The sequence below is a fragment of the Oleiphilus sp. HI0066 genome (assembly GCF_001635725.1).
The window spans coordinates 1-1,207 of the sequence record NZ_LWFH01000769.1 but is presented as its reverse complement, the minus strand read 5'-3'; the positions used below and the strand labels follow the sequence as shown (position 1 = coordinate 1,207).

Genomic DNA, 1,207 nt, shown 5'->3' with positions numbered 1-1,207 from the left:
TGTTCCAACAATGGGCTCAGAGAATGACGATCAAGCTCGACGCTTTATCAATCTGATCGATGAATTCTATGATCGAAACGTAAAGCTGATTATTTCAGCTGCAGCGCCGATTCATGCCTTGTATGAAGGTGGTCGATTGAGTTTTGAGTTTGAGCGAACGGAGAGTCGACTGCTTGAGATGCAGAGTGAGGAGTACTTAGCTTCTGAGCACCGCGCTTAAAAACTCATTCAAAGCTATTCCAATTGCAAATACTGCGTTAAATATGCGCTCAAACTGCTCACTGGCTTTGCCAGAACGCACTTTAGTGCGGCCCGAAGGGTAAGCGGAGCGCATCATCTATTGTTTAGGCGGAAAGCACGGGGCTAGATAATACCTGTCATTGGGCGTTTTCTGGGATGGCTTTAACTTAACTCTTCTTTTCCTGTCGGCGCTGGCCGACGGCAGGTCGGGGTCTTTGTCTCGCCAAAGACCCCAACACCCCAAAAGGCGACCCGGATCGCTTGCGCGCTCGACGGGGTTATCCCTTCGTTCCAGTCCGTCATTGCCGCGAAGGCGGCAATCTATTGTTTAAAGTGTAATGCTCGGAACTAGACAAAAGCCGACCCAACTACCCCTCATGACCAATGCTCACTTCTAGAGAGGTGCAGACACATGGTAATGCAAAAGCCTCGAAACAGTTCCTGCGACCTAACAATAAAACCATCAAATAATGAGCTCAAAAACTATATAAATTTACAGGTGTAATGGAATCACGAAGATTTAAGGTGATCGCTTCCTATGAAACCCGTGAGATAAGTCTGTCTTTTTACGGCTTCCTTCTGATATTGTTTTATAAAACAATTACTTAAAAAATTGCCTCTGGATTTATACGGACCCGTGTAAACCCAAGTCTTCTTTTTGCGCAAAAAGAATCTTGATTTCTAATGATAGGGTGCTCTTTAAGTGATGGAATCAATTAAACAAAAATGGAATTTTGATGATCGTGAAGACGCTTTGTCCTCTGCGGTTTATACGGAATTCCGTATAGTAAGCTGTTAAGCCTAAAGGGAATTTTGCATGAATCGAAACTTACTTCTCGTTGTATACCTAATATTTTTGCCCTTTGCTTGCTTTGCTTCTTACCCAGAAGCAAACAATGAATACGTTAATGATTATGCCGATATCATTGAATTTGAGGTTATAGAGAAACTTCGAGAAGAACTCGAA

General features: G+C 43.2%; 1 protein-coding gene. It reads left to right on the top strand.

The window, feature by feature from the left end:
- The coding region (gene zapE / locus A3738_RS09235; protein ID WP_156504140.1) for an AFG1/ZapE family ATPase at positions 1–220 on the top strand (220 nt) is incomplete at its 5' end.
- Positions 221–1,207 lie beyond the last annotated feature (987 nt).